The 21,103-nt window shown below is 42.1% G+C and carries 16 protein-coding genes and 1 pseudogene; 10 read left to right on the top strand and 7 right to left on the bottom strand.

Annotated features, from left to right (window positions below; all coding sequences use genetic code 11):
• Positions 1-5: 5 nt before the first annotated feature.
• The 3 genes from VRUMOI_RS08225 to VRUMOI_RS08215 all read right to left on the bottom strand — a co-directional run bounded on the left by VRUMOI_RS08225 (position 6) and on the right by VRUMOI_RS08215 (position 3,278).
• On the bottom strand, positions 6-1,376 hold the full coding sequence (locus tag VRUMOI_RS08225; RefSeq protein ID WP_089140189.1) for an anti-phage deoxyguanosine triphosphatase: 1,371 nt from the start codon (positions 1,374-1,376) through the stop codon (positions 6-8).
• Positions 1,377-1,390: 14 nt separating this feature from the next.
• Positions 1,391-1,984 carry a 5'-deoxynucleotidase gene (gene yfbR / locus VRUMOI_RS08220; protein WP_089140190.1) on the bottom strand — a complete coding sequence of 198 codons (594 nt, stop codon included), beginning with the start codon at positions 1,982-1,984 and terminating at the stop codon, positions 1,391-1,393.
• Positions 1,985-2,063: 79 nt separating this feature from the next.
• Positions 2,064-3,278, bottom strand: a complete 1,215-nt coding sequence (locus VRUMOI_RS08215) for a pyridoxal phosphate-dependent aminotransferase (protein ID WP_089140191.1) — start codon at positions 3,276-3,278, stop codon at positions 2,064-2,066.
• Positions 3,279-3,653: 375 nt separating this feature from the next.
• On the opposite strand from VRUMOI_RS08215, the gene VRUMOI_RS08210 reads away from it, so the two are divergent.
• The 6 genes from VRUMOI_RS08210 (at position 3,654) to VRUMOI_RS19220 (ending at position 10,408) form a co-directional block, all read left to right on the top strand.
• Entirely contained in the window at positions 3,654-4,970 is a 1,317-nt protein-coding gene (locus VRUMOI_RS08210; protein ID WP_089140192.1) for an isochorismate synthase, read from the top strand.
• Positions 4,967-6,805: a 2-succinyl-5-enolpyruvyl-6-hydroxy-3-cyclohexene-1-carboxylic-acid synthase gene (gene menD, locus VRUMOI_RS08205; protein WP_089140193.1), complete on the top strand. Its 1,839-nt coding sequence runs from the start codon at positions 4,967-4,969 to the stop codon at positions 6,803-6,805. Before VRUMOI_RS08210 ends, menD begins: the two co-directional genes overlap by 4 nt.
• Positions 6,795-7,604 carry a 2-succinyl-6-hydroxy-2,4-cyclohexadiene-1-carboxylate synthase gene (gene menH / locus VRUMOI_RS08200; RefSeq protein WP_089140194.1) on the top strand — a complete coding sequence of 270 codons (810 nt, stop codon included), beginning with the start codon at positions 6,795-6,797 and terminating at the stop codon, positions 7,602-7,604. The genes menD and menH overlap by 11 nt, the downstream gene beginning before the upstream one ends.
• 27 nt (positions 7,605-7,631) lie before the next feature.
• Positions 7,632-8,639 carry an o-succinylbenzoate synthase gene (gene menC, locus VRUMOI_RS08195; RefSeq protein WP_089140254.1) on the top strand — a complete coding sequence of 336 codons (1,008 nt, stop codon included), beginning with the start codon at positions 7,632-7,634 and terminating at the stop codon, positions 8,637-8,639.
• A 23-nt stretch (positions 8,640-8,662) separates the two neighbouring features.
• Positions 8,663-10,087 (top strand): o-succinylbenzoate--CoA ligase, encoded by a 1,425-nt coding sequence (gene menE / locus VRUMOI_RS08190; protein ID WP_269459966.1) that lies wholly within the window; start codon positions 8,663-8,665, stop codon positions 10,085-10,087.
• 144 nt (positions 10,088-10,231) lie between these two features.
• On the top strand, positions 10,232-10,408 hold the full coding sequence (locus VRUMOI_RS19220) for a hypothetical protein (protein ID WP_162598352.1): 177 nt from the start codon (positions 10,232-10,234) through the stop codon (positions 10,406-10,408).
• Between the two features lie 16 nt (positions 10,409-10,424).
• Here the strand turns inward: VRUMOI_RS19220 and VRUMOI_RS08185 are convergent, their stop codons facing one another.
• Both VRUMOI_RS08185 and VRUMOI_RS08180 read right to left on the bottom strand, forming a co-directional pair.
• Complete coding sequence (locus VRUMOI_RS08185; RefSeq protein ID WP_089140196.1) at positions 10,425-11,357, bottom strand: YeiH family protein; 933 nt, start codon at positions 11,355-11,357, stop codon at positions 10,425-10,427.
• Between the two features lie 158 nt (positions 11,358-11,515).
• Positions 11,516-12,772, bottom strand: a pseudogene (locus VRUMOI_RS08180) (MFS transporter); the annotation flags it as partial.
• Between the two features lie 327 nt (positions 12,773-13,099).
• On the opposite strand from VRUMOI_RS08180, the gene VRUMOI_RS08175 reads away from it, so the two are divergent.
• The 4 genes from VRUMOI_RS08175 to VRUMOI_RS08160 all read left to right on the top strand — a co-directional run bounded on the left by VRUMOI_RS08175 (position 13,100) and on the right by VRUMOI_RS08160 (position 17,429).
• Positions 13,100-13,975 carry a Tim44 domain-containing protein gene (locus VRUMOI_RS08175; protein WP_089140198.1) on the top strand — a complete coding sequence of 292 codons (876 nt, stop codon included), beginning with the start codon at positions 13,100-13,102 and terminating at the stop codon, positions 13,973-13,975.
• 857 nt (positions 13,976-14,832) lie between these two features.
• Complete coding sequence (locus VRUMOI_RS08170) at positions 14,833-15,342, top strand: hypothetical protein (RefSeq protein ID WP_089140199.1); 510 nt, start codon at positions 14,833-14,835, stop codon at positions 15,340-15,342.
• Between the two features lie 140 nt (positions 15,343-15,482).
• Positions 15,483-16,331 carry a DUF4062 domain-containing protein gene (locus VRUMOI_RS08165; RefSeq protein ID WP_089140200.1) on the top strand — a complete coding sequence of 283 codons (849 nt, stop codon included), beginning with the start codon at positions 15,483-15,485 and terminating at the stop codon, positions 16,329-16,331.
• Positions 16,332-16,442: 111 nt separating this feature from the next.
• Positions 16,443-17,429 carry an RES family NAD+ phosphorylase gene (locus tag VRUMOI_RS08160; RefSeq protein ID WP_089140201.1) on the top strand — a complete coding sequence of 329 codons (987 nt, stop codon included), beginning with the start codon at positions 16,443-16,445 and terminating at the stop codon, positions 17,427-17,429.
• 147 nt (positions 17,430-17,576) lie between these two features.
• Here VRUMOI_RS08160 and pta read toward each other — a convergent pair whose 3' ends face one another.
• Complete coding sequence (gene pta, locus VRUMOI_RS08155) at positions 17,577-19,724, bottom strand: phosphate acetyltransferase (protein WP_089140202.1); 2,148 nt, start codon at positions 19,722-19,724, stop codon at positions 17,577-17,579.
• A gap of 92 nt (positions 19,725-19,816) precedes the next feature.
• Positions 19,817-21,013, bottom strand: coding sequence for an acetate kinase (locus VRUMOI_RS08150; RefSeq protein WP_089140203.1), 1,197 nt, complete (start codon positions 21,011-21,013; stop codon positions 19,817-19,819).
• Positions 21,014-21,103: the final 90 nt, after the last annotated feature.

Genomic DNA, 21,103 nt, shown 5'->3' with positions numbered 1-21,103 from the left:
GTTCGTTAAAAAGATACATGAGCTGAAAATAACTGCTGATGAACTTTTTGCGCATACCCATCTGTCATTGCTGAAATATAATCGGCTAAAATTCGAGTACCACCCTGGTGATCCTCTTCAGCTTCTTGCCATTTATACTTAGTCGCTTCTGGTAGTAATCGCATTGGATCGGCGTTTAAGGCCTCAAAAATATCCATAATGATTTGTTGCCCTTTATATTCAAATTGCTGTACTTCAGGGACATGAATGACATATTGGTTCACAAAGCTCTTAAATACCTCTAGTGCATATGCAACGGGTGCCTCTAGATAGGCATTAATATTAAGTAGGGGCTCATCAAAAGGCGTTTCTGAATACACCGTTTTCAGAGTAATGCTGGTGAGTAGTGCATTTACAATCCCGCCAATAGCATCTTTTCTTTCATGGTGTTTACCTGAAAATAACTTATCACTGAGGGTATTGATGTTCGTTTCAAACCATTCATCACCACACTCGGCAAGTTTGCTGGCTGCCCCTTCCTGCCATTGTTTACGATTGACCATATTGAGTACGATGGCATCTTCCAAGTCGTGCACGCCATACGCGATGTCATCGGCCAGTTCCATGATCGAACAATCGAGTGATTTAAAACGCGTTTTGTGATGGCTGTAGGGCCCGCAATCAGTTTGGCTACGCTTAGTGCTTAATAACACCTTGTCATGTTCAGATAATGGATCGAGCACCCAGTCTAAAAAAGGGCTATCAATGTCATAAATGCCTTTGGCTGGTAGCCAGTCTTTGGCTTTGAGTTGCCTTGGCGTGATGACATCTTTGGGACGGTGGTTACTTTGCACTTGGCTGATGAACGCGGGGTATTTCAATAGGCCCAGTAAAGTCCGTCGAGCTAAATTCATACCGTGATGCTCGGTATAAGGTTCTAATTGAGTCACAATACGGAAGGTCTGAGCATTGCCTTCAAATCCACCATGATTACGTAACATATAATTGAGCGCGACTTCACCACCGTGACCAAACGGTGGGTGACCGATATCATGGGCCAGACATAATGTTTCAACAAGGCTGGCTGGTGGCAGTAAATGATTGTATTCAGGTTGTTTTTGTTTTATTTGTTCGAGTATGCCACTACCGATCTGCGACACTTCAAGGGAATGAGTTAAACGAGTGCGATAAAAATCATTTAAACCCGTTCCGTGAACTTGAGTTTTCGCTTGCAGGCGACGAAATGCCGCAGAGTGCAATACTCGAGCACGATCGCGTTGGTAGACATCACGGTGATCATTACGTCTTAATTTTTGTTCATTATTGATGCGAGCTTGCCATTTCTCGTGACTAATGGCAGGAACCGTTTTGATGGTTTGTTTTGATTGATCATCCATGAGTTTAACCTTACTTAACTGATTTCATCGAGCGTAAGCTGGAAGCTAGGTGCAAACACATCCAAGAAATAACGCATTTCAGGCGTTTCACGCTCTTTCAAGGTGGTTTCTAAACGACTCTTTGCTTGTTCATATTCATGGTTACCGGCAGATAACTCTTCTAAGCATTTTAGGTAAGCACATAAACTATCCGCTTGCTTTACCATAGCTTTATCATCTGCATCAATTTCATCACTAATCAGAAAAGGAGCAAAATCTTGCTGAAACTCTTCTGGTAGCATGGATATCAATTTTTTTTCCGCAGCAAGCTCAATTTTTTTGTATTCATTGGCGATGGCCGGGTTGTAATATTTTACTGGCGTCGGTAAATCGCCCGTAAGTACTTCACTGGTATCATGGTACATACCGAGTAACGCAATACGTTCTGGATTGACGTTTCCGCCGAACTTTTTGTTTTTGATAATGGCAAGCGCATGCCCGACAAAGGCGACCTGGAGGCTATGCTCTGAAATGTTTTCTGCTGAAATGGAACGCATTAAAGGCCAGCGCTGAATGAGTTTCATACGAGCAAGGTGCGCGAAAAAGTGACTAGGTTGAGGTGTGGTCATGAGATTACCTCCGAGAATAATGGGTTAGATGAGTTTGAATGCAAAACAGGCTTCCCATGATGAGAAGCCTGTGAGTAAATTATTGAGAGTAGGTTGATAAGAAGCGTTCAAATCGACCAATCGCTGTTTCAAGATCTTCCACATGAGGAAGGGTTACAATACGGAAGTGATCGGGCTGCTTCCAATTAAAACCAGTGCCTTGAACTAACAATACTTTTTCTTGAACTAAGAAATCGAGCACCATCTTGGCATCATCTTTAATATTGAATTTCTTCACATCAATTTTGGGGAATAAGTACATGGCACCTTTAGGTTTGACACACGTAATGCCTGGAATTTGAGTGATCAATTCATAAGCACGGTTACGTTGTTCAAGTAAACGCCCACCCGGCAAAATGAGTTCGTTAATACTTTGATAGCCGCCCAGTGCGGTTTGAATCGCATGTTGCATTGGCACATTGGCACACAAACGCATTGAGGCGAGCATGTCTAAACCATCAATATAACCTTTCGCGAGATGCTTTGGACCGGTTAAGAACATCCAACCACCACGGAAACCACAAACGCGATAGGCTTTTGATAAACCATTAAAGGTCGCCATTAATACGTCATCGGCAAGCGTTGCAATCGAAGTATGGGTTGCACCATCGTAGAGAACTTTATCGTAAATCTCATCGGCAAAAATGATCAGATTATGTTGGCGTGCAATTTCGACAACTTGCAGTAGAAAATCTCGGCTATACACCGCGCCAGTAGGATTGTTGGGGTTAATCAGTACAATTCCACGGGTTTGTGAAGTGATTTTGCTTTTAATGTCATCCAGATCCGGATACCAGTCAGAAGACTCATCACAAATGTAGTGAACTGGTTTACCGCCCGCCAAAGAAGCAGCCGCAGTCCACAGCGGATAATCAGGCGCAGGGATCAAGATTTCATCGCCATTATTAAGCAAAGCCTGCATCGACATCACGATCAGCTCTGAGGCGCCGTTACCGATGTAGACATCTTCTACTTCAAGATCGCGTAGACCCAATTTCTGATAGTGCTGCACCACTGCTTTACGAGCGGAATAAATGCCTTTTGAATCACAATAGCCTTGTGATGTCGGTAAGTTACGAATCACATCAACAAGAATCTCATCAGGGGCATCAAAACCAAATGGGGCAGGGTTACCAATATTCAGTTTTAAAATCTTTTGCCCTTCCTCTTCCATGCGTTTGGCATGTTTTAGGATTGGCCCTCGAATGTCGTAACAGACATTATCGAGTTTTGATGACATCTCGATGTTGTTCATAGCCTTATACCCATTTATTAATATGTTTGTGACCCATCAAGTTACACTATTTTTTCAGGCCAAACCATATCAAGATCCTCTGTAAACAGCATATTTGTGCGAGTTTAATGATTATTGGATAAAAAGTGTCTGTTTGGTTTCTAAGAGAGGTCAATTTTCACTATTATTATGGTGATGTCTATCTTGTTACCTTCAATGCTTAAATATGTTGGATTATTTAACGACAAACCTAGAGAGAAAGTAGCTTACTGCTTGATTTGCATCACTTGAAACCCTAGAGTATGCGACTTAACAATAATGCGAATAATCAATGGTATAATTTGACGACAAAATATCCGTGGTCAAACCGTTGTAATAAAAAAATGAGAGGTCGACTTGTCTGAATTACCCCAAGTGATTGAGCTAATAATTGAACGAATTAGACGTGGGCAAGTTTCGAGTGAAAACCGTATCTCAGAAAGGGTTGATCTACCCGATGATTTTAGTGCTATCGACTGGCTAGAAGGGCAATCTTTGTACCCTCGCTTTTATTGGCAGTCACGTGATGAACGTGAAGAAGTCATTGCTTTAGAACAAGTTAATAGTTTTACCAATCCACTCGATGCATACCCCATTCTTGCTGAGCAGCAAAGAGTGTGGGGGGGTAAAGCTTTCGATAGTGAGCATTCCAATACACCCGAGCTGACCAGCTATTTTTTCTTGCCTAGAATCGAGTTAATTCGTCAAGATGATCAATGGACACTCAATGCTAATATTGGTCTAGATGCTGAATTGACGATTGATGCTTTACAACAATTAAAATCGGACTATCAACCGATTGAAGCCTTGATTCCCCAATCAAGCCAAATTTACTTTTCACCGCAATTTGATGAGTGGAAGCATATTTTAAGCAAGGCACTCAGTGCCATTGAAGCGCAAGAATTTGAAAAGGTCGTGTTAGCCAGAAAAACATTGGTTGAACTGCCTGAGCCCATTCGAGCTGCTCAGCTATTAAAATCGAGTCGTGAACAAAACCATAATAGCTTTCACTTTTTAGTTTCATTGTCCCCGAACCGGAGTTTTGTAGGTTCAACGCCAGAGCGCTTATATCGCCGCTCGGGAGACCAGGTGGAAACTGAAGCGTTAGCCGGCACGATTGGACGTAGTGATGACCCTGTTGAAGATAAAAAATTGTCCGATTGGTTGATGAACGATGATAAAAATCAGCGTGAAAATCAAATTGTGGTCAATGATATTATTGAGCGTCTAGGGCCTTATACGGAAAGCATTGCGGTGCATCCAGAAGTGCAGTTGATCCAACTACGTCGAGTTCAGCATTTAAAGCGCCATATCAATGGATGCTTGTCGACAGGCGTGAAAGGGATTCAATTGTTATCCGCTCTTCAACCAACCGCAGCGATTGCCGGATTACCTCGTGAATCGTCATTGAATTTTATTCGTATGAATGAGCCTTTTACCCGTGGTTGGTACAGCGGTTCTTTAGGGTATTTTGGTCATCATCAAGCTGAGTTTTGCGTGTCGATTCGTAGTGCGTCATTAGTTGATAATACGGTAAAACTATACGCTGGTGCGGGTATTGTGCCGGGCTCTGAAGCCGAATTTGAATGGCAAGAGCTGAACCGTAAAACCGCCACTTTATTGAACCTTATTACTGATTATCCGATTGAAAATGAACATGGTGAAAGTGTATGAGCCAAGCTGGATTAAATCGAATTTGGGCGCAGGCTATTTTACAAACACTAACTCTATCGGGTGTGAAACATATATGCATCGCGCCGGGATCTCGTTCTACGCCTTTAAGCCTAGAAGCATTAGAACTTGCACAACGTTCAGAACTCACTGTACATACCCATTTTGATGAACGTGGTTTAGGCTTTTTAGCGCTAGGGATTGCCAAAGCTACCCAAGACCCTGTGGCAGTGATAGTGACCTCAGGTACGGCGGTGGCGAACTTATTACCAAGCGTGGCAGAGTCTGGCTTAACCGGTGAGAAACTTATTTTGTTAACCTCAGATCGCCCTGAGAGTTTAGTCGGTGTGGGGGCTAATCAGGCGATTGTGCAAAAAGGGATTTTTTCTTCGCATGTACGAAAAAGTGTTGAGCTACCTAGTCCTAGTCGAAATATAGGGCAGGAAGCGCCACAAGAATTGATTCAAGCGTTAACCAAAGTGAACCATGCTCTCGCTTATCAACATACCGTCTCTGGCTCATTGCATATCAACTGCCCATATCCAGAGCCTTTGTATATTCAAAACGCAGCAGAAAAGCAGCAGTATCAGCCCGATTTAGCGCAAGCCATGGCCGTGCAAACTCATTATTTAGAATTGGCTAAATTGTATCCAAGTTACAACGTTCCTGAACTGACCAATGGCACTCAACAAAACATCGTCAATCAACTACCTCATATGAAAGGAGTTATCTTGATTGGCAAAATGCCATTGAGTGAAGCGCAAAAAGTTTCACAATGGGCGAAAACATTAGGCTGGCCCATTTTTGCTGATCCTCAATCTGGTGTCAGCAGTCAGTGGGCTCACTTTGACTTGTGGCTGCAACAACCGGCTTATTTTGACCAATTATTGCAAGCGGATTGTATTTTGCAGTTTGGGGCGCGCTTCGTATCGAAACGTATAGGCCAGTTCATCAAACAAGCGGTATCGAATCATCACTGTCATTATTGGGTCTTCGAACCGAATATCAGTGTGTTTAATCCTGACCGACTGCCGCAACAAAGAACCGTCGCGAAAATTCAAGACTGCATTACGATGCTTGAAAATGCATTGCCGCAATGGGTTGATATGAAAGCCGTTAGTACGCAAGCCGGGTGGGCTGATCATTTACAGCAAGCGGCAGAGATAGTTGAGCAAGCAACCTTTGATATTCGACAAGATACATCGCTAACCGAGTGTCAATTGGCGCTGAATCTATTTCAATTAAGGTCGCAGATTCCAGAGGTTGAGCTCTTTATCGGGAACAGTTTAATTGTGCGTTTAGCGGATATGTTATCTGCACTTGAATGCACAAACGTCTATACCAATCGAGGCGCTTCTGGCATTGATGGTTTGGTAGCTACTGCGACGGGGGTGCAGCGTTCTAAAAACGTGCCTTTATTGACTTTGTTGGGCGATACTTCATTACTGTATGATCTGAATTCGTTGGCATTGTTGACGCAAGTATCACAACCTCATGTTGTCCTTGTGACCAATAATGACGGCGGGGCTATTTTTGATTTATTACCGGTGCCAGCAGAGCAAAAACAATATTTATACCAGATGCCACATGGCTATCAGTTTGAACATGCTGCCCATCAATTTAAGCTTGATTATACTGCACCCAATACATGGTCAGCTTTATTGGCGACGATACAAGAATATCTGATTAATTTTGAACGTGGTGACATACACTCTGCGTTATTGATTGAAGTCATTACGCCACCCGAACAAGCATCACAACAGATAAAAGCAATATTATCTAACATGACCGAATTACTTAACACTACGGAACAGGCGGGAAAATCTCATGCTTTATAGTCATATCAGCGACAATCAAGAAGGGGATGAGATTGAAGAACAGCAACCAATCCCTGTTTTCTTACATGGCTTTTTAGGTTCAAGTCGGGATTGGGATGCGTGCCTATCACATTTAGACGTTTCACATACCATTCGCATTGACTTGCCGTGTCATGGGCTCAGTAAATACTGTGAAGTCGACGACTTTGAGCAAGCTTGCCAGCAAGTTCAGTTGACCGTTCTGGCGAAGTTGAAAAAAGAAAACATGGACGCTTCAACGCCATTGGTGTTAGTTGGCTACTCATTAGGTGCCCGCATTGCCATGTATGGCTTATCGGAAAAGTGCTTTGATGGTTTGAATATCCAAGGCGCCATCTTAGAAGGTGGTAACTTTGGTTTACAGACTGAAGAAGACAAAGTCTTACGTTGGGAAAATGATAAGCATTGGTCAAAACGTTTTGCGACGGAAGCGATCGACTACGTACTATTCGATTGGTATCACCAAGGTGTGTTTGCATCTTTAGATCCCGATCAACGAGAAGAAATGGTTGAGCTTCGTAGTGATAACCTTGGTTCACAGCTAGGTTGCATGCTACGTGCGACGTCACTTGCGAAACAGCCTTATCTTTTAGATGCTTTAAAGCAATTAGACATTCCTTTGCTATATATTTGCGGTGAGCAAGATGACAAATTTAAAGCGCTTGCTCAGCAAAGTGGCTTGCAGTTTAAATCCGTAAAACAAGCTGGCCATAATGTTCACCATGAACAGCCTGCCGAATTTGCATCATTAATCTCTAATTTTATTAAGAAACTTAAGTAAATCTCTATGTCTGAAGCGAATCAATTAATGCGCATTGCCAAACTGTATCGTTATAACCTACCAATGGATAGCGGTGTTATCGTACGCGACCAACGTTTATTACAGCGAGAAGGTTACATTGTTGAGCTTCAGCAAAGCGGTAAAACGGTGTACGGCGAATGTGCGCCGTTACCCGGATTCAGCCAAGAGAGCTTATCTCAAGTTGAATTGGAATTAATAGAGGCGCTGCAAGGATGGCAACAAAGTGGTGATTGGTGTGATTATCATGCCTTAAGCCCAAGTGTTGCTTTTGCACTTTCTATGGCGCAATGCGAACTTGATGGGCGATTGCCTACCCAAGGTGAATACCGAGCGGCACCGTTATGCAGTGGTGATCCGGATGAATTAATTCCAGTATTTGAAACGATGGCACAAGAGGGGCGTCAAAAAGTCGCGAAAGTGAAAGTCGGCCTATATGAACCGATCCGTGACGGTATGTTAGTGAATTTATTCTTAGAATCGATTCCTGATTTACAACTACGTCTTGATGCGAATCGTAGTTGGACTTTAGAGAAAGCGCTTAAATTTGCTCAATATGTTTCTCCTGAATATCGTGAACGTATCACTTTTTTAGAAGAGCCGTGTAAAACCCCAGAATTAAGCCGTGATTTTGCTCAGCAAACCGACATCAATATTGCTTGGGATGAAACCGTTCAACAAGCGGATTTCAATGATTTCGAGCTATCTTCTTTGCTCGGTAATCATGTTGAAGCTATTGTGATTAAACCGACCTTGATTGGTTCTGTGGAGCGTTGTTTATCTTTGATTGATTTTGCTCATCAAAATGGGTTACAAGCAGTCATTAGCTCGAGTATTGAATCGACGATTGGTTTAACTCAATTGGCAAGATTGTCGGCTTGGAAAACCCCACAGCAGACACCTGGTCTAGATACCTTGCAGCTTTTTCAGTCCCAGTTAGAAATCATTTGGCCGCACAGTACATTGCCAGTTGCGACGTTGGCTGAACAGCAATTGATTAAGCAGTTTATAGGTTAAGTTGATATCCAGGGAGCTCTGACGTGGATCTGATACAACAATGGTGTATGGCTAGCGCTGACAAGGTGGCTTTAACCTCATCTGATGTGACGTATAGTTGGCAACAGCTCGATAAACAAGTCTCACAATTAGCAGAGCAACTGAAAGAACAAGGTGTGATTGAAGGTCATATCATTGCTGTGATCAGTAAAAATGACCTTGCAGCGGTGTTGTTATATTTAGCCTCACTTCGAGTGGGAGCACTGTGTGCATTGATGCCGCCTCAACCGATTGCCGCGATAAATCAAAAGTTAGATATTATTCAAGCTCAGTTTGTTTGGTTATCGAATGCCACCGAGACGTTTGGTGCTAACGAGTTTGATACTAGCGCGTTGGATATTCCTCGTTTATCCATTACTTTGGCAGATACAAATACCAATCCTAAGCATTTAGCAGTAAATGTTGCCGCTAAACATATCGATTTAGACCAATACGCCAGTATCGTCTTTACCTCTGGTTCAACAGGTGTACCTAAAGCGGTTGTGCATGCGATTAAACATCACTTAGCCAGCGCGCAGGGCATTACTCAATCGTTTTTATTTGGCGCTCAAGATGCTTGGCTTTTAAGCTTGCCAATTTATCATGTTTCAGGCCTTTCTATTATTTGGCGTTGGCTTGCTAAAGGGGCCAAGTTGGTTATTGGCAGCGGCGATTTGCAATCTGATATTCAACAAGTGACGCATGCTTCACTCGTGCCCGTTCAATTACAACGGTTGCTCGATTCTGGCCAGCCCATTCCATTAAAACGTGTTTTACTCGGTGGTTCGCATATTCCATTACCGCTTACCGAAAGAGCAAGCGAGCAGGGGATTGAGTGTTGGCTCGGTTATGGCATGACAGAAACCGCCTCAACCGTTATTGCCAAGCAAGTCGATGGCAGCCCAAGCGCGGGTGCATTACTGCCTTTTCGCAAAATCAAACTGCAAGATGGCCGAATTTATGTCGCGGGTGAAACGTTAGCTTCAGGCTATTTACACCATGGAAAACTTACGCCGTTGGTAACTGACGATCAGCCTTGGTTTGATACTAAAGATCTCGGGCAATGCTACCAACAAGCCGGTAAGCCCGATGAATACATTATTTTAGGTCGTGCCGATAACCAGTTTATTTCTGGTGGTGAGAATATTCATTGTGAAGAAATCGAAGCCGTCTTAATTCGTCACCCTTCGATCAAACAAGTTTTTATTATTCCAGTGGAAGATAAGCAATATGGGCAAAGGCCGGTGGCGTTTATTGATACGACTGAAAAATTAGACCCTAGTGCTTACCAAGCGTATTTATTAAAACACTTAGATAAATTTAAGTGCCCAGATGCTTATTATCGGTTACCGGATAGCTTGATGAATACCGGAATTAAGGTTTCACGCGCCGACCTTAAAAACTACTACCGACAACTGAATCGCGCATAAAATTGCGTGATTGCACCTATCGCAACACTATATTCAATCGCTTGGTTATAGTGATAATAGTTATTTAATAGCACTAAACAGAATTTATTGATTGAGCGAAAAGCCTGCATACTTAATTCATCGTTAACGTATTTAAGGATGAATATGAGTAAATTACTTGTCGTGTTATCTGTGATTGTTTTAGTGGGCGTATCGATTATTTCAAGCGGAGTCTTCGCGGCTTTAGCTGAGCTAGCTGCTTTTGCTGTGGTGATCGTTTGGGCACTAAAAAGTAAACAAGCGGTAAAAAGAAATGAGGCCCAGATTGAGCCTCATGTCTAAATTACCATAATGATGCTTATTGGATGTGCGCCATAATATAAGTTAGAGAACTTATAGAGATAATCGCCCATAGTGCCACACCAAAGATCATTGGTTTTGGTCCGGTTTCTTTGAGTTTACCAACGGAAATACCACAACCAATTAAGAATAAGCACAAGACCAAAGTCTGTTTTGCTACGCTGTAAATGGAATGATAAATGTTCGAAAACTGTGGTACTTGGTCACAGAATAGAATCGCTGCACAGTAAAAGATGATGAAGAAAGGAATCGTGATCTTCTTGCTTTCACTTTTAAACATCATCGCGCTTAAGAAGGCAACCGGCACAATCCATAATGCACGAGCCAATTTTAAGGTGGTAGCAATTTGCAGGGATTGTTCCCCATAAGCTTGTGCCGCCCCGACTACCGATGAGGTGTCATGAATCGCAATCGCCGCCCAAGTACCGAACTGCACTTGGCTCATACCCAGTGCGTGACCGACGACTGGGAATAAAAATAGCGCCACTGAGTTTAGAACAAAGACCACCGCTAAAGCCATGCCAACCGGTTGGTCTTTCGCGTTAATCGCAGGCGCGACAGCGGCAATGGCGCTACCACCACAAATTGCGGTACCTGATGCAATTAAGTGTCCGGTTTCCCTATCTAATTTCATCTTTTTCGCCAGTAACGTACCAATAAATAAAGTACAAAAAATACTGGTGACAATAATTCCAAATCCTTGTTCAGTCGCGTGAATCGCTTGATCTATATTGATCCCAAAGCCTAAGCCAACAATCGAATAGGCCAGTAATTTTTTGGTGATTTTGGTGACAGGAATTGTGTGGGGTACAAAACCAAAGCTCGTCAGTAAGAAGCCTAAGGTTAAAGCAATCGGTGAGCTGACCCAAGGTGTAAAGCAAGCTAACGCACCAAGAACAAACAAACCATAATTGCGGATATAAGAAACCATAACAAACCTAAAAGATGTCAAAATTAAGCCGCAAGCATACCGGAAACATCAGGTTAAGTAAGTCTTGATATTTTAAACTAATCGTTTTGTTTTTATTAACTATTGATTGAGTTCGCCACGCAGAGCCTAAATTAATCCTCTTTTCCAAAAAAGCGCTTTAAGTAGCCAATCACAGCAAGATTTAGTAAGCCTAATAAAATGAAAAAGTGCGGGATAGACAAACCGATCAAGCTGAGGCAAATGATACCCATGATGGCACTTCCAACCATAAACAGTGCGTTATAAATGTTATTGGCTGCGATGACTTGAGCGCGAGTTTGCGCAGAGGCCAATGTTTGCATGAGGGTGTATAAAGGAACAATAAACAAGCCGCCACAAATCCCAAGTGCTAATAAAGCGATGAAAACGGGGTAGAGGTGCGTTGAAGTAAATAAGGTTGAAATGGTTATGAGTTCTGAACTTTGCGGCGTCGCTAACCCAAGCAGCAAACTGGATACACTGATGCCAAAACCGCCAAATAACATCAAACTAAAATTGATTTTTTGATGAGATAATTTGGCACAGAGTAATGAACCTAGCGCAATGCCGATAGAAAATAGCGCTAATAAAAAAGACACACTAGTCGAATCGCCATGCAGATAATGTTTCGTAAAGTTTGGGAATTGGGTCAAATAGCTAGCGCCAAGAAACCAGAACCAACTAATGGCAATAATTGAAGCGTAAATAGTTTTATGCTGTTTCACTAAACTCAGTGTTTGGCGAGTATGCAGTACCGGCTTCCACTCAAATTTTACCGATGATAATGTTGATTCTGCCTTAGGGATAAATAAGCTTGAGAGAAAACCGAGCAGAGCAAAAGAAACAACAGCAAACGCAGTAATAGAGTAAGCCGAGGGGGCTGCAACAATAAAGCCTGCACCAATCGTCCCTAGTAAAATTGCGAGAAAAGTCCCCGTTTCGACCCACGCGTTACCTTTTAATAACTCCTGAGGCTTTAAGTGCTGCGGTAACAGTGCATATTTTACTGGGCCAAAAAAAGCAGATTGAGCTCCCATAAGAAACAATAAAAATAATAATGCAATGTAGCTGTGAGTGAGAAAACTCACCGCACCTAAAAACATGATGATAATTTCCGCTAATTTAACCATTCGAATCAGTGTTGATTTCTCACATTGATCCGTTAATACCCCAGCACTGGCAGAAAAAAGAAAAAATGGCAAAATGAACAAGCCTGCCGCGAGGTTAATAAATAAAGTACTCGACATTGGGAGTTCATCAACACTCGCAAAAGCCACAAACAGTAAGAGTGCATTTTTATAAATATTATCGTTAAAGGCACCGAGAAATTGAGTAACGAAATAGGGGAAGAAGCGCCTTGAAAGAAAAATAGGTTCGATAATCGGCTTGTTATTCATCTGTGTCCTTGAAACATCATGGTGAAGTGATCAAATTCGATAAGCAAAATTTGAGATTAAGCGTTTAGCCTTAGTTGATAAAACTAAATATGCGTTATTCATGGTTTGGATACAACTCGATTTGTAAGTAAGTTTGTCATTTATAATACTCACTGATCCTTTATTTGCTCGAAATATCACCGTTCCGTGCACCATCCTAGTTAATTTTAAGCAATCCATGTAATGAATATGTATGATTGCAATATTCTGAAACATAGCAGTAGTGTACACCTTGCGTATTACCGCTATGATGAATTCAGTTTTACTTATTAATATAAAAGGGATCTTATGAACCGACTTTTCGTCATGGTTGCATTGATTATGGTATCAATGGTAACCGCGCCTATCGCTGAAGCAAAACGTTTCGGTGGTGGTAAGTCTTTCGGGAAAAGCTTTAAAACTGCACCAGCACCAAAACAGAATGTGCAAAATACCAATACGTTAAACAAAAAGCCGGATGCAACTAATACTCGTCGTGGAGGCATGATGGGCGGTATGCTAGGTGGTTTGTTGGCTGGTGGTCTACTTGCTTCTTTATTCATGGGCGGTGGTTTTGAAGGCATTCAATTCTTCGATATTCTTATTATGGGTTTGATCGCGTTTGTCGCGTTTAAGTTCTTACGCGGCATGATGGGAGCAAAACAAGGTTCAATGAATCGAGGGCCTCAAGCAGCGTATTCAGGTGCGATGAATCGTCAGCAATTTGAGCAACCGAATGTACAAAACTTCGAACAACCTCAATCTTCTGGTGGTTTCGGTGCAACAGGGCAATCTGATGTTCCGCATAACTTCCCTCCAGGTTTTGACCGTGTTGCATTTGTCGAAGGTTCTCGTGAGCATTACCGCACACTACAAGGCGCTTGGAACTTTAATCAATTAGACAAGATTGAAGAATACGTTACTCCAAGTTTGTTCGAAGAATTGAAAGCGGAACGTGCGCAACTTCAAGGTGACCAACATACCGATGTCATGTACGTTGATGCTGAGATTGTTCGTGGTGAGTATGATGCTTCGAAAGCGCAGTTAAGCATTCAATTTACTGGTCGTTACCGTGATTCTGTAGAAGGCATTGAAGAAGACATCGATGAAGTTTGGCATTTAGAGCGTGATTTAGTGGCGAACAATGCACCTTGGTTGATTGTCGGGATTCAAACCAATTCTTAATCTAATTTAGTTAAGTAATATAAGAGAAAGCCAATGAAGAAATTCGTTGGCTTTTTTATTGCTTAAAGCGTAGTCAGAACGAGTGGGTGGATTGTTCTTCAAATTCATCTGGTATTACACCGTGTTAATGTTTTCAAAAGTTGTCATTCTGGGGATGACGGTGTAAATATTTAAGCCTATTTTGCCCTAAAATAGTTCGGAGTAACCAACCCCATCCAGCTTCCCCTTATATCGACTTCTACTGCCAAGTGACATTACCTACCAAGGGGAAGAGTTGATCTTTTCCGCTTGGAGTGGCAATACTTAGCCAAAATCCACTGTATATTATTAGTTCGTCATTCCAGCCAAGCCTAAGCGAGAGCCGGAATCGACTTACCATGAGTTGAATATTTAAAGTGTTTTTTATGCAGATACCATTAAACAACAAGCGATCACCAATAACTCCCTCCCTTTACCAAGGAACAATACATGGCATCAAGGTTTACAGCCAAATATTTGAAAGCACCAATGGAGTGGGTATCTCATACCGTATATTTATACAGTTATAATGCCATTTTTCGTTTTTTAAGAAACGTTGCGTGAAAGCGAGAACTATTTTCTAGATAGTGCTTATTAAACTAAGTCATAACCTATTGTTAATTAGTGATATTTTTAATTTTTGGTGCGTTCATCACTGTAACAATTGGCTCGCTAAACCCAGTTCTCGCTTTCTACATTGCATAAAATCGGCTAATTGCTTTTAAAAATGCATCATTAGAGTATCTTATGGTGATAAATGAATTGATTAGCAGTGAACGTGTTGAAAAAATCTTCGGGTTTATTCGAGTTTCTTGCTAATACACTGTTAGGGCAACCATATGAATAACTTTATTCAATCAATAGAGAAATCTTTAGAAACGAATAATTATTATGCTGCACTGGCAGTTGCTTTATCCGCCCCAGATATATGTGGTTGGTTACTAGATCCTAATTCCGGATCTAAAAACAGATATATTGCATGGTTTGAAAAGTACCTGCTAGAGAAATACACAAGGGAGGCAACCGAGCGTCGAGAAGAGCATATATTTTTATCCGGAAGCGACTGCTATGCGTTGAGGTGTGCTTTTTTACACGAAGGGCGAGAAAATATTACAGACCAAAGAGCTAGGGAGGTTCTAGAGTCGTTTCAATTCGTTGTTCCACCGAATGGATGGACGGTGCATAAGAACCAATTCAACGATACTCTACAGCTACAGGTTGATATTTTTTGCCGCGATGTAATTGATGGTATTGCTTGTTTCATAGAAGATATTCAAAGTAATCCAGACGCGATGGCTCGCATGAATCAGAGTTTAATCATTCGAGATGTTAATGGAAATCCATTGTAGTTCCAGCCCTAACAATACGTGCCAGCTGACATTTTGGTCGGTGTTCCGTTTTGTGTGTGGCTTCGCCACTTTACACAAAACTCCACACCAACCAAAATGCAGCTGCACTCTGCGTTATATTTACAAGGAGAGTTCAGGTTATGAGTTACGAAGCTAAAGTATTCAACGTGATGATTGCTTCCCCAGGAGATGTAGCGTCTGAAAGAACGATCATTCGTGATGTGATTTATGAATGGAACGCTGTTCATTCGAAGTCACGAAATATTGTTTTGTTACCTGTGGGGTGGGAATCTCATTCATCTCCAGAAATGGGCGCGTCTCCTCAAGAAATTATAAATAATCAAATCTTAGACAAGTGTGACTTCCTCGTCGGTGTTTTCTGGACTCGTATTGGTACAGCCACCACTGAGTACGCTAGTGGAACTGTTGAAGAAATAGAAAAACATATTGCGGCTGACAAACCCGCAATGCTCTATTTTTCCAGTCAGCCCGTCGTAATGGATACCGTTGACCCCGACCAATATTCTGAACTGAGTAAATTTAAAAAATCTTGTCAATCTCGTGGTCTATATGAAGGTTATGATAGCCACTCTGATTTCAAAGAAAAATTTTACCGTCACCTTCAACTTAAAGTTAATGAACACGCTTTATTTCAATTTGACGTTAGTGATTCATTTTTACCTCAAAACGAAATAGTAGAATCAAACACATCAATTCCTTCACTATCAAACGAAGCACGTATATTACTTAAAGAAGCTAGCCTCGATAGTGGCGGCACAATTATGTCTCTCAGTTATATGGGGGGAGATGACGTTCAAACAAATGGGAAAAACTTAATTTCCTCACAAGAGCCTAGAGAGGTAGCTCGCTGGAAATCCGCTATCCAAGAGCTTGAGAATGAAGATTTAATTGAAGATCGTGGCCATAAAGGTGAAGTATTTAGAATTACCAACCTTGGTTATCAAATCGCGGATATGATCGAATTGTAAATATAACAAGTCGTTTAAAAGGACAAAAAACAGTTGGCTTTTGCTCCTTCGTCGCTAATTTTAGCCAACTATTTTTCGCCCATTAACGAGGCGTTAGGTTAATGGGATGTTATGTTAACAATTGAAGAAAGAGAACAGCTTGAAGAGCTGGATATGTACGGAATAGAAGACCTATTTTTATCTGAATGCGATTCTTGGTTTTCAACGGATATAGCTTGTTGTGACCTCTGTGTTGATGACTTTCTAAAAGCATGGCCAAATGCTGGAAATGCGATAGACTTTCAAAGCAATGTTATGGATATCGACCATTTTTATGAGTCAACCAGACTTAGAGAGTGCTATACACCAGAAGATTATTTAAAGTTTATGCAGTTAGTCAATTGTCCAAGGTGTGGAGAGCAGTTGAAAGGTGGATTCTATCCTTATGAACTACCTTTTATGCCTGTTGATTCTTTCGAAGATATCCTAAATGAGCTTATGGAAATTGCGCATAAGTCGCCCTTTGTGATGCTTAAGCATGAGTTTGCAGAGTCAGTATTTCAAGCTATTCAAGAGTTAGCTGAAAACGCAGTTCCTACAGAAATTACACAGCCTTTGTATCGAGCAAGAGCTGCATCTCAAATCACTGAGGTTGCACCAAAGGAGTTCGATGTTACTCCAAAAGCATTTGCTTCAGAGGGTAGGTATAACCATTCTGGTTTACCTGCATTTTACCTTGGTAGTGACATGCGTACTTGTTATGAAGAAATGCGCAAGATTCCATGCTATATGGCTGAAATTTGTGTAAATCAACCAATGAAAATCCTCGATTTAACTGCTACGTACGAAAACCACGAACAGCATAGTGATATGCTCGATACTATGGTCTATTCAGCTTTAGTTAGCGCAAAGCACAACGATGAAGGGCAGTACAAGCCCCAGTATTTGTTTTCAAGGTTTGTCGCTGATTGTGCAAAGTATGCAGGGTTTGATGCAATCAAGTATCCATCAACTCGTACTATCGCTGGGTGTTTTAATCTTGTCTTTCTCAATCAAAACTTTAGCCTTGGCAATGCGTGCGAACTTTTAAACGTAAAGCGTTACCCAGACGAAAATTAACCTAACAAACGAGTATGGCGTCAATATACTTTTTCTTATCTGAAATTATGCCACTAAGTGATTTGAGCTAAGAGACTTCCGCCAAAAAAATCCCCGCTGATTTTCATCAACGGGGATTGTTCGTTTTAGCTTACAGCGAATCGCTTATTAAGCTTGTTCTGCTTGCGCCGCTTGAATTGCAGTTAATGCAACGGTGTAAACGATATCGTCCACCAATGCGCCGCGAGACAGGTCATTAACAGGCTTACGCATGCCTTGAAGCATTGGACCAATAGAGACGAGGTCTGCTGAACGCTGTACCGCTTTGTAAGTTGTATTACCGGTGTTTAGGTCTGGGAATACAAATACAGTGGCTTTACCGGCTACTGGAGAGTTAGGCGCTTTAGAAGCGGCCACATTTTCCATGATAGCGGCATCGTACTGTAGAGGACCATCGATGACTAGGTCAGGACGTTTCTCTTGAGCGATCTTAGTGGCTTCACGTACTTTATCAACGTCTGCACCTTTACCCGATGTACCAGTAGAGTATGAGATCATCGCAACGCGTGGATCAATACCGAACGCTTTCGCTGAATCTGCAGATTGAATTGCGATTTCAGCCAGTTGTTCTGCATTTGGATCTGGGTTGATCGCACAGTCACCGTATACCAATACTTGGTCAGGCAGTAGCATGAAGAACACTGAAGATACGATAGACGCACCCGGTGCCGTTTTGATGATTTGGAACGGAGGTACGATAGTGTTAGCCGTGGTGTGAACCGCGCCTGATACTAGACCGTCAACTTCGCCAGCTTCTAGCATCATCGTGCCTAGGAATACTGAATCTTCCAGTTTTTCACGAGCCACAACTTCCGTCATGCCTTTCGCGCCACGTAGCTCAACCAAACGTGCTACGTAGTTTTCACGGACTTTTTCTGAATCGATGATTTCAACGCCAGCGCCAAGCTCAACACCTTGCTGAGCGGCAACACGACGGATTTCATCAGGGTTACCTAAAAGCACACAGGTTGCGATACCGCGTTCAGCACAGATTGCCGCTGCTTTAACAGTACGTGGCTCATCACCTTCAGGAAGGACGATACGTTTGCCTGCACGACGAGCAAATTCAGTTAGCTGGTAACGGAACGCTGGTGGGCTTAGACGACGAATGCCTTGAGTGCCTTCAGATAGAGAGTCAATCCAAGGGCCGTCAATGTGGCTTGCTACGTGATCGTTGATGAATTCGATACGCTCTTTATCATCAGCCGGTACTTCTAGGTTGAAGCTTTGTAGGTTTAACGACGTTTGCCATGTGTTACCTTGTGCTTTGAAGATTGGCAAGCCAGCTTCAAATGCAGGTTTACATAGTTCAGCAATTGATGCTGGGATATCGTAACCACCGGTGAGTAAGATCGCGCCGATTTCAACGCCATTCATTGAAGCGAGTGCAGCCGCAACGATAACATCTGGACGGTCAGCTGAAGTTACCAGTAATGAGCCTGGTTTAAAGTGCTCAATCATGTTTGGTAGAGAGCGTGCACAGAAAGTGATGCTCTTAATGCGGCGAGTATTAATTTCACCTGCATTAATGATGTCAGCATTTAAGTGCTTCGCCATATCGATAGCACGAGTGGCAATTAACTCAATTTTCCAAGGCACACAACCTAGCACGCGAATTGGGCTAGAGTTGAAAATTTGCATCACTTCGATATTGGTTTGAGCCGTTTTTGCAGCTTCATCAAAAATTTCTGAAAGATCTGGACGAGTACGACCCGCTTCATCAACCGGTGCATTTAATTTATTGATGATTACGCCAGAAATTGATTTATTTTTGGTGCCACCAAAGTTTGAACAAGCAACATCAATACGCTCTTTCAATTGCGCAGGGTTGTTAGTTCCAGGTGTTGCTACAAAAACAATTTCAGCGCCAAGTGTTTTGGCAATTTCTGCGTTCACTTGGTTCGCAAAAGGGTGCTTACGAGTGGGTACTAGACCTTCAATTAACACAACTTCAGAGCTATTGCTGATTGAGTTATAACGCTCAACGATTTGCTCAAGAAGTACGTCCATTTTCTCATTACTGATCAAAGACTCAGCTTCCGACATTGCCGTTGGCTCTGCAACTTTCATATCGCTGTTAGCTGAGATTATTGATGATGTTAGATCAGGAGTATCATGGCCGCTACGAGGTTGAGCGATTGGCTTGAAGAACGAAACATTTACACCCTTACGCTCCATAGCGCGTAATACGCCTAAACTCACGCTAGTTAGACCAACACCAGCGCTAATAGGAACAAGCATAATAGTACGAGACATAGAATTATTTCCTCTAACTATTGAAAGTGACTGAGTAGAAAATACACAGCCATAAAAGAAAACAGGCTAACGCAAGGTTAGCCTGTGAAGTATTAAAGGCCAGCTAGGCGTGCTGTGTCTTCAGCAATAACCAATTCTTCATTGGTTGAGATAACCATTGCTGGTACACGGCTGTTTTCGGTTGTAATCACACCTTCACCGCCGAAGCGAGCTTCAAGGTTTTTCGCGCTATCAACTTCAACACCTAATAAACCAAGACGGTTTAGGACGAGTTCACGGATTGGACCAGAGTTTTCACCGATACCACCAGTAAATACGATAGCGTCTAGACGGCCATCAAGTGTTGATGTGTAGCCAGCAATGTATTTCGCAAGACGGTGGCAGAATACGTTCATTGCACGAGCGGCTTCTGGCTTGTCTTGGTAGTTCTCTTCAACGAAGCGGCAATCAGAAGTCACTTGAGTTAAACCTTGTAGGCCAGACTCTTTGGTTAAGATAGTGTTGATTTGGTCAATTGAGTAACCAAGCGCATCGTGCATGTGGAAAATGATAGCAGGATCGATATCACCACAACGCGTACCCATTACTAGACCTTCTAATGGTGTTAGACCCATTGAAGTATCGACAGATTCACCGTTCTTAATTGCACAAACAGAAGCACCGTTACCTAAGTGACAGTTAATGATGTTCACTTCGTTTGCTGGTTTATCAAGTAGGTTTGCTACTTCACGAGTAATAAATAGGTGTGAAGTACCGTGCATACCGTAACGACGAATACCGTTTTCTTTGTATAGGTTGTAAGGAAGTGCATATAGGTACGCTTCTTCAGGCATAGTTTGATGGAACGCAGTATCAAATACCGCTACGTTTTTTAAGCCTGGGAAAGCGATTTTTGCTGCTTCCATACCTGCAATAGCGGCTGGGTTATGAAGAGGTGCAAGTGTTGTGCAATCTTCGAGACCTTTCATTACTGAATCATCAATTAATACAGAAGAGGTGAATTTCTCGCCGCCATGTACAACGCGGTGACCGATAGCACCAAGGCCTTCACTTAGTTCTGGTTTAGAAGCAAGAATAGTATCAACAATAAATTTCAGTGCTTCAGCGTGCGCAGCACCGTTACCAAGTTGAGCTTCATGCTTTCCATCTAGTTTCCATTTAATACGTGCTTCTGGAAGACCTAAACATTCTGAAAGGCCGGTTAGAAGCTCATCGCCAGATTCCGCATCAACGATTGCAAATTTTAGTGAAGAACTACCGCAGTTTAAAACTAGGACTAGCTTTGACATGAGTGAATACCTGTATTCGTTCAAAAAATGACTGTAATGAAATAAAACAATTTCAAGAATAGACGACAATCGGGGATCAACGTATTATTC

It is taken from the genome of Vibrio rumoiensis (genome assembly GCF_002218045.2).
Classification (GTDB): Bacteria; Pseudomonadota; Gammaproteobacteria; order Enterobacterales; family Vibrionaceae; genus Vibrio; species Vibrio rumoiensis.
Note: the sequence above shows the minus strand (reverse complement) of the source record. Positions and strands in the feature narration are given on the sequence as shown.

Coding starts and splice junctions, on each gene's coding strand:
- menD (WP_089140193.1), top strand. CDS start 4,967: ATGAGCCAAGCTGGATTAAATCGAATTTGGGCGCAGGCTATTTTACAA.
- VRUMOI_RS08215 (WP_089140191.1), bottom strand. CDS start 3,278: ATGAACAACATCGAGATGTCATCAAAACTCGATAATGTCTGTTACGAC.
- VRUMOI_RS08185 (WP_089140196.1), bottom strand. CDS start 11,357: ATGGTTTCTTATATCCGCAATTATGGTTTGTTTGTTCTTGGTGCGTTA.
- VRUMOI_RS08225 (WP_089140189.1), bottom strand. CDS start 1,376: ATGGATGATCAATCAAAACAAACCATCAAAACGGTTCCTGCCATTAGT.
- menC (WP_089140254.1), top strand. CDS start 7,632: ATGCGCATTGCCAAACTGTATCGTTATAACCTACCAATGGATAGCGGT.
- VRUMOI_RS08160 (WP_089140201.1), top strand. CDS start 16,443: ATGTTAACAATTGAAGAAAGAGAACAGCTTGAAGAGCTGGATATGTAC.
- yfbR (WP_089140190.1), bottom strand. CDS start 1,984: ATGACCACACCTCAACCTAGTCACTTTTTCGCGCACCTTGCTCGTATG.
- VRUMOI_RS08170 (WP_089140199.1), top strand. CDS start 14,833: ATGAATAACTTTATTCAATCAATAGAGAAATCTTTAGAAACGAATAAT.
- VRUMOI_RS08175 (WP_089140198.1), top strand. CDS start 13,100: ATGAACCGACTTTTCGTCATGGTTGCATTGATTATGGTATCAATGGTA.
- VRUMOI_RS08150 (WP_089140203.1), bottom strand. CDS start 21,013: ATGTCAAAGCTAGTCCTAGTTTTAAACTGCGGTAGTTCTTCACTAAAA.
- VRUMOI_RS19220 (WP_162598352.1), top strand. CDS start 10,232: ATGAGTAAATTACTTGTCGTGTTATCTGTGATTGTTTTAGTGGGCGTA.
- menH (WP_089140194.1), top strand. CDS start 6,795: ATGCTTTATAGTCATATCAGCGACAATCAAGAAGGGGATGAGATTGAA.
- pta (WP_089140202.1), bottom strand. CDS start 19,724: ATGTCTCGTACTATTATGCTTGTTCCTATTAGCGCTGGTGTTGGTCTA.
- VRUMOI_RS08165 (WP_089140200.1), top strand. CDS start 15,483: ATGAGTTACGAAGCTAAAGTATTCAACGTGATGATTGCTTCCCCAGGA.